The following is a 7,320-nucleotide window of genomic DNA, read 5'->3' as shown; positions in this document are numbered from 1 at the left end:
CCCCCAAGCCCGCCCGCGCCTGGTCGTCGTCGGCAACGGCATGGCCGGCATGCGCACTGTGGAAGAGCTGCTCAGGCTCGCCCCGGACCTGTACGACATCACGGTGTTCGGGGCCGAGCCGCACGGCAACTACAACCGCATCCTGCTGTCGCCGGTGCTGGCCGGCGAGAAGACGGTAGCGGACATCATGCTGAATACGCGCGAGTGGTACGCCGAGCATGGCATCGAGCTGCTTGCCGGCGATCCGGTGGTGGCCATCGACCGCCCACGCCGCATCGTGCGCTCGGCCTCCGGCCGCGAAGTGCGCTACGACCGCCTGCTGCTGGCCACCGGCTCCAAGCCCTTCATCCTGCCGGTGCCGGGGCACCAGCTCGACGGCGTGATCGCCTTCCGCGATATCCAGGACGTGGAGACCATGCAGCAAGCCGCGCGCGACCACCGCCATGCGGTGGTGATCGGCGGCGGCCTGCTCGGCCTGGAGGCCGCCAACGGGCTGCTGCGCCAGGGCATGGACGTGACCGTGGTGCACCTGCCCGACAGCCTGATGGAGCGCCAGCTCGACAAGCCCGCTGCCATGCTGCTCCAGGGCGCGCTCGAGCGCAAGGGCCTGCGCTTCCTGCTGGGCGCTCAGACCGCGGAGATTCTCGGCACCGACCGCGTCACCGGCGTGCGCTTCAAGGACGGCAGCGAGATCCGCGCCGACCTGGTGGTGATGACCGCGGGCGTGCGCCCCAATATCGAGCTGGCCGCCGGCGCCGGCCTGCACTGCGAGCGCGCCATCGTCGTCGACGACACGCTGCAGACCTATGATCCGCGCATCTACGCCGTGGGCGAATGCGTGCAGCATCGCCAGGCCACCTTCGGCCTGGTGGCGCCGATCTGGGATCAGGCGCGCGTGTGCGCCGCGCACCTCGCCGGCGCCGGCCATCGCCACTACGTGCAGCAGGCCACCGCGACTAAGCTGAAAGTGACCGGCGTCGACCTGTATTCCGCCGGCGACTTCATCGGCGCCGAAGGCAGTGAAGACCTGGTGCTGCGCGACCCGCGCCGCGGCGTCTACAAGCGCCTGGTGCTGCAGGACGGCTATCTGGTCGGCGCCGTGCTGTACGGCGACGTGCAGGACGGCCCCTGGTACTTCGACATGATCCAGCGCCGCACGCCGGTGGGCGCGCTGCGCCAGCGCCTGCTGTTCGGTCAGGCGCAGTGCGAAGCGCTCGCCGCTTAAGCATCACCGTAAGCCATACAACGTCCCCGCACGGAGAACGCGTGAACCTGTCCGACATCCCGGTCGTCTCGGCGACCCTGACCACCACGACCGCCACCACCTGCCCGTACTGCGGCGTCGGCTGCGGCGTGCGCGCCACCGTGCGTGCCGACGGCCAGGTCGAGATCGCGGGCGACGCCCAGCACCCGTCCAATCACGGCCGGCTGTGCGTGAAAGGCTCGGCGCTCGGTGAAACCGTGGACCTGGAAGGCCGCCTGCTCCACCCCAAGGTGCGCGGCACCGATGGCTCCCTGCAGCAAGTCTCGTGGGACCATGCGCTCGACACCGTCGCGCAAGGCTTCTCGGACGTCGTCCACCGCCACGGCCCGGATTCGGTCGCGCTCTATGTCTCGGGCCAGCTGCTGACCGAGGACTACTACATCGCCAACAAGCTGATGAAGGGCTTCATCGGCAGCGCCAATATCGACACCAACTCGCGCCTGTGCATGTCGTCGGCAGTGGCCGGCCACAAGCGCGCCTTCGGCGAAGACCTGGTGCCGGGCAACTACGAAGACCTGGAACTGGCCGACCTGGTGGTGCTGGTGGGCTCCAACACCGCGTGGTGCCATCCGATCCTGTTCCAGCGCCTGTCCCAGGCCAAGGAAGCGCGCCCCGAGATGAAGATCGTGGCGATCGACCCGCGCCGCACCGCCACCTGCGAACTGGCTGACCTGCACCTGGCGATCCGCCCGGGCACCGACGTGTGGCTGTTCAACGGGCTGCTGAGCTACCTGGCGCGCGAAGGCCGCACCAACGCCGCCTTCGTCGCCGCCAGCACCGCGGGGCTGGATGAAGCCCTGCAGGCCGCGGACGCGGCCTGCGCCGATCCCGCTGCCGTGGCCCGCGCCTGCAAGCTGGACGTGCAGGACGTGCTGGCGTTCTACCAACTGTTCGCGGATACGGAAAAGACCGTGACCGCCTTCTCGCAAGGCGTCAACCAGTCGTCGGCCGGCACCGACAAGGTCAACAGCATCATCAACTGCCACCTGCTGACCGGCCGCATCGGCGCCCCGGGCATGGGCCCGTTCTCGCTTACCGGCCAGCCCAATGCAATGGGCGGGCGCGAGGTCGGCGGCCTGGCCAACATGCTGGCCGCGCACATGGAACTGGCCAACCCGCTGCATCGCGACGTCGTGCAGAGCTTCTGGCAATCGCCGGTGGTGGCCGACCGCCCGGGCCTGAAGGCGGTGGAACTGTTCGAGGCGATCGAAGCCGGCCGCGTCAAGGCGGTCTGGGTGATCGCCACCAACCCGGTGGTAAGCCTGCCCGACGCCGACCAGGTGCGCCGCGCGCTGGCCAGGTGCGAACTGGTGGTCACCAGCGACATCATCGAGCGCACCGACACCAATGCTGCCGCGCACGTGCTGCTGCCCGCGCTGGGCTGGGGCGAGAAAGACGGCACCGTTACCAACTCGGAACGACGCATTTCCCGTCAGCGCGCCTTCCTGCCCGCGCCTGGCGAGGCGCGCGCCGACTGGCGGATCCTGTGCGACGTCGCGCGCCGCATGGGCTTTGATGGCTTTGACTATGCGGGCGTGCATGAGATTTTCGACGAGCACGCGCGCCTGAGCGCCTGGCGCAACGATGCCGCACCGCGCGTGTTCGACATCGGCGGGCTGGCCGGCCTGGACCAGGAGCACTATGACGCGCTGGAGCCCGTGCAATGGCCGCTGCCCGCGGGCGCACCGGCCGGAGCCGGCACGCAACGCCTGTTTGCCGACGGGCGCTACGCCCATGCCGACGGCCTGGCCCGCTTTGTCGCCACGCCGCCGCGCGCGCCGGCCCACGCGCCCGACGACGATTTCCCGCTGATCCTCAACACCGGCCGCGTGCGCGACCAGTGGCACACCATGACGCGCACCGGCAAGTCGGCCAAGCTGGCCGACCACCTGCCCGAGCCCTTCGTCGACATGCACCCGCAGGACGCGCTGTTGTCCGGCGTGGGCGAAGGCAAGCTCGCGCGCGTCAGCACGCGCTGGGGCGCGATGGTGGCACGCGTGCGCCATGGCGGCGGCATCCCGCGCGGCAGCGTGTTCGTGCCGATCCACTGGAACGGCCAGTTCAGCTCCGACGCACGCGTCGGCGCGCTGGTCAATCCCGTGGTCGATCCCGTTTCCGGCGAGCCCGAATTCAAGCACACGCCCGTGCGCGTGGAGCCATTCGGCGTGAACTGGCATGGCTTCGTGCTGAGCCGCGGCGCGCTGCCCGCGGAAGCGCTGACCTACTGGACGCGCGTGCAGGGCCGCCAGTTCCAGCGCTATGAATTCGCCGGCCGCGACACCGTGGCCGACCGCACCGCCTGGGCCCGCGCGCTGCTCGGCGTGACCGACCCGGACGCCGACTGGCTCGAGTACGAAGACCGCACCGCCGGCGTCTACCATGCGGGCTATGTCGTCAACGACCGGCTGGAAGCGTGCGTCTACGTGTCGACCCGGCCCGAGCTACCCTCGCGCGCGTGGCTCGCCGGCCTGTTCGGCCGCGAGCGGCTGGAAGACGCTGACCGCATCGGCCTGCTGCTCGGCCAGCCGATGGAGAAAGGCGCCGACACCGGCCCGACGGTGTGCTCGTGCTTTGGCGTGGGCCGCAACACCATCTGCGACGCCGTGCGCAAGCACGACCTGAAGACGCCCGCGGAGATCACCGCCTGCGTCAAGGCCGGCGGCAACTGCGGCTCGTGCGTGCCGGAACTGAAGAAGCTGCTGGTGGAAGTGCGCGTGGCCGAAGTCGCCTGAGCTGTGCAGTGGCGGGACAACCGGGTTAGCATGGCGGCCCGGATCCGGCAGGCTGGCCGCAGCTTCCCCGGATCGCCCCGACCCGGAGCGAGCCTTGACCACTGCACCGAACCTGCGCTTCTCCGTCTTTATTGCCACCAGCCTCGACGGTTTCATCGCCCGCGCCGACGGCGACCTGGACTGGCTGCTGTCCGCGACCACCTCCACCGACGACCACGGCTACGCCGCCTACATGCAGTCGGTCGACACGCTGCTGCTGGGGCGCAATACCTACGAGAAAGTCCTGACCTTCGACCCCTGGCCCTATGCCGGCAAGCGGGTAGTGGTCATGAGCAACACCCTGGCGGCCGACGCCGTGCCGCCAGCCCTGGCCGATGATGTGCGCCTGCTGCGCGGCACGGTGGGCGAAGCCGCCGCGGCACTGGCCGCGGCCGGTGCGGCCAGTGTCTATGTCGACGGCGGCAAGCTGATCCAGTCCTTCCTGGCCGATGGGCTGATCGATACGCTGACAATCACCCGCATCCCGGTGCTGATCGGCCATGGCATCCCGCTGTTCGGTGATGCCGGACACGACATCCGGTTGGCTCACCTGCGCACCACCACCTACGAAAGCGGCTTCGTGCAAAGCACATACCGCGTGGTCGCCACGCGCGGCCAGCCAGCCTGATCTTTCATCGGGGATTAGGCACCCTTCACGAGAACCAGATTGTGGTCGCCGCGGCATACCCCCATGCTAGCCGCGCAACCCCGACAAGCCGCCCCGGACTCACGGCGCGGCACCAATCTGGAGACAGCAATGAAGGATGCGAAGGATTTGCGCGCCGGGCCACGATGGCTGGCGGGTGTGATGGTGATGGCCTCGACGCTGGCTGGCACAAGCGGCGCGGCGGCTGCTGAAGCGTACCCCGGCAAGCCGATCACGCTGGTCGTCCCCTACTCCGCCGGCGGCCCGACCGACGTCGTGGCACGCACACTGGCGCAGGCGATGTCGCAGGATCTCGGCCAGAGCGTGGTGGTGGAAAACCGCACCGGCGCCGGCGGCACCGTGGCTGCCGCCTTTGTCGCCCGCGCACAGGCGGACGGCTATACGCTGCTGATCCACCATAACGGCATGGCGACCGCGCCGGCACTGTACAAGAAGCTGTCGTACGCGCCGCTGAAGGATTTCGAGTATGTCGGCCAGGTCGCGGACGTGCCGATGACCCTGATGGGCCGCAAGGACCTGCCGGCCAAGACCGTGCCGGAACTGATCCGCTACGTGACGCAGAACAAGGACAAGGTGTCGCTGGCCAATGCCGGGCTGGGCGCCGTTTCGCAACTATGCGGCGTGCTGTTCGAGCAATCGGTCCACGTCAAGCTCAATGCAATCCCTTACCAGGGCGCCGGCCCCGCGTTGACCGCGCTGCTGGGCGGCCAGGTCGACCTGCTGTGCGACCAGACCACGGCCACGCTGCCGCATATCCAGGCCGACCGCGTGCGCCTGTTCGGCGTGACCACGCCGGCGCGGATCAAGGCGCTGCCCAGTGCGCCAACGCTGCAGGAAGGCGGTCTCAAAGGCTTTGACGTCAAGGTCTGGCACGGCATCTACGCGCCCAAGGGCACGCCGCCCGCTGCAGTGGCGCGGCTGACCAAGGCGCTGCAGAAGGGGCTGCAAGATCCCGTGGTGATCAAGAAACTCGATGGCCTGGGTGCGGAAATCGTGCCGGTCGACAAGCAGACGCCGGAAGGCCTGCGCACAATGCTCAAGGCTGAGAGCGACAAGTGGCAGCCTCTGCTGAAGTCGATGCAGATCGAGGCCGACTAACTTTCCGCCATGCCGCCGGTGCCTGGGCACCGGTGGCCCCTGATTGCTGGTAATACGATAGAATCATCCCTGACTTCCCGGCGATCTTTCTGAATCGCCCCTTCTCGCAATCCCCGGTGCCCGCTCGCACCACCCTCTTCGCGCCCGACTCAGCGGTGCATTCACTTTCCGGATTTACCCACTGTTAGGCGGTGATGCGGCCTTGTTATGTCACGTTTCGCACGTCTCGGCCGGTATCGCCACATCCCATCCATGTTGAAGCCCGAGGAGGCTACGTTATGCCATCTCCTTGCCTGCTGTCCGTGCTTGCCCTCGCCGTGTGCATGGTCGGCGCTGCCGAATTCATGTTGTCACCGATGCTGGCGCCGCTTGCAGACGCCTTTGCCACCACCCCGGCGCGCGCATCGGGACTGGTTTCTGCCTATGCCCTTTCCTATGCCTTGGCCGCGCCGCTGATGGGCTGGTTCTCCGACCGTGCCGGACGGCGCCGCGTGCTGCTGGCTGCATTGCTGTTGTTCGCGCTCGATGCCATCGCTCTCACGCTCGTCCCTACGCTGCATGCCGCCATGGCCTTGCGTATCCTCGGCGGGCTCGCCGCCGCGGCAACGATTCCCACCGTCTTCGCATTGATCGCGGATCTGGTTCCCCCGGCGCGGCAGGCTGGCGCCATGGGCGGCGTCATGCTAGGCATGACCGCCGGCGTTGCCGCAGGCCCGGCAGTGGCCGGGGTGCTGGCCGATGGATTCGGCTGGCGCGCGCCCTTCCTTGTCATCGCCGGCGGTTGCCTGGCGGCCTTTCTTGCCGGCTGCTGCGTACTTCCGCGCAATCTGCCGCGTAGCGGCGACTGCCAGGAAAAATCTAGGAACATCCCAACATCTTCAGGAATCCTGCTGCCATTGATCGCGAAAGGCGCCTGGAATGGAAGCGCCGTAGCGGGCTATGTACTGGCGGGGGAAGTGCTGCGGTTGCGTTACGGGCTCGGCGTGGCCGGCGTCGGCGCGGCACTATCGGTCTTCGGCCTCGGCCTGGCCGTTGGCAATCTGCTGGCAGGGCGTGCCAGCCAGTGCTTCGCGCGCGAGGAAAATGTTCTGATAGCGGCCACCGCGCTTGTCGCCGTGGCCATGACTTTGTTCACGACAGCCGTCCTGGCGTTGCCCGGGTCGCTTGGCTGCCTGCTGGCGTGGGGCGCGGCACTCGGCATCGCGGCGCCATCGAGCACCGCCATCCTGGCGCGGCGGGCTGGCACGGCAAAGGGACAGGTTCTGGCCGTCTCGGAAAGCATCAACAACCTGGCTGTGCTGATGCTGATGCCGGTTGCGGCCAGCTCCCTGGCAGTGCACGGCACCGTGCCAGCCGCATTGCTGGTTGGAGGCTGCTGCCTGGCCGGCGTTGCGCTGGCTGTCGCGGACCGGCGGATGACGGCATGAGGGGCGCGGGCGTGATTTTCCGCCGCGCCAAAGCAAAAACCCCCAGCCTTTGTGGCTGGGGGTTCTGCGGTATAAGAGCCTGGCGATGACCTA

The 7,320-nt window shown here is 68.3% G+C and carries 5 protein-coding genes; all 5 read left to right on the top strand.

Translation table 11 applies throughout. The annotated features are described in order from the left end of the window. A partial coding sequence (locus AC3WON_RS30730) for an NAD(P)/FAD-dependent oxidoreductase (protein ID WP_492353446.1) occupies positions 1–1,225 on the top strand: 1,225 nt, incomplete at its 5' end. Positions 1,226–1,266: 41 nt separating this feature from the next. Further along, positions 1,267–3,996, top strand: coding sequence for a molybdopterin-dependent oxidoreductase (locus AC3WON_RS30725; RefSeq protein ID WP_492353445.1), 2,730 nt, complete (start codon positions 1,267–1,269; stop codon positions 3,994–3,996). A gap of 94 nt (positions 3,997–4,090) precedes the next feature. Further along, complete coding sequence (locus AC3WON_RS30720) at positions 4,091–4,663, top strand: dihydrofolate reductase family protein (protein WP_492319074.1); 573 nt, start codon at positions 4,091–4,093, stop codon at positions 4,661–4,663. A gap of 129 nt (positions 4,664–4,792) precedes the next feature. Further along, positions 4,793–5,800, top strand: a complete 1,008-nt coding sequence (locus AC3WON_RS30715; RefSeq protein ID WP_492319073.1) for a tripartite tricarboxylate transporter substrate-binding protein — start codon at positions 4,793–4,795, stop codon at positions 5,798–5,800. A 278-nt stretch (positions 5,801–6,078) separates the two neighbouring features. After that, a complete protein-coding gene (locus tag AC3WON_RS30710; RefSeq protein WP_492353444.1) occupies positions 6,079–7,227 on the top strand; it encodes an MFS transporter in 1,149 nt (382 codons plus the stop codon). Positions 7,228–7,320: the final 93 nt, after the last annotated feature.

It is taken from the genome of Cupriavidus sp. FW305-46, from assembly GCF_058787075.1.
This window is presented reverse-complemented; position numbering and strand designations above follow the sequence as displayed.

Bases quoted from the DNA above. Each gene is read 5' to 3' on its own strand.
- AC3WON_RS30715 (WP_492319073.1), top strand. From the start codon at position 4,793: ATGAAGGATGCGAAGGATTTGCGCGCCGGGCCACGATGGCTGGCGGGT.
- AC3WON_RS30710 (WP_492353444.1), top strand. From the start codon at position 6,079: ATGCCATCTCCTTGCCTGCTGTCCGTGCTTGCCCTCGCCGTGTGCATG.